The following is a 523-nucleotide window of genomic DNA, read 5'->3' on the forward strand; positions in this document are numbered from 1 at the left end:
TCTCGACGTACCTCTCCGTCTGATTCAGGTTGGTGAACTCGAAGTTCCCCAACTTGAGGGGAACGAGGACCGGTTCGGCGGCAGCGGTGGGGGTCGCGCCCGAGTCCTGCTGCATGTGAGCCGGAACCTCGGTGACTGCCGGGCCGTCGGCGTGTCGGGGCAGGGAGACCGGGTCGACCCAGATGGACTCGCGAGTTTCCGCGGCGGCGGCGTTCCGGGCTGCCGCCCAGCTCTGGTCGGCCTGGTCGCCGTTCTGCTGAGGCGCTGGGGTCACGTCACCGATGAGCGCTCCGAGCAGGGCCATGTGCCGGTCGCGCAGGCCGGCGGGGGCGAGGGAGGCGTCTTCGGTAGGTCCGTCGAAGTCGCCCAGCAGGCTGCCGAGGATGTGCGGGCGGTGCGGGGAGTCGGCGTCACGGTACTCGTCGCGCAGGCCGAGCTGGTGGGTGAGCTCGTGCACCATCTGCACCGGGTCGGCGTCCGCCCACCAGGTGGTCTGGTCCATCGCCTGGTCCCGGCCCGCCAG

1 protein-coding gene is annotated in these 523 nt (G+C 70.9%); it reads right to left on the reverse strand.

The features are described 5' to 3' along the window. Positions 1–502 (reverse strand): hypothetical protein (locus HW130_RS35265; RefSeq protein WP_177153831.1); only part of this gene is annotated, 502 nt, incomplete at its 3' end. Positions 503–523: the final 21 nt, after the last annotated feature.

Source organism: Streptomyces sp. PKU-EA00015 (genome assembly GCF_013387495.1).
Taxonomy (GTDB): Bacteria; Actinomycetota; Actinomycetes; order Streptomycetales; family Streptomycetaceae; genus Streptomyces.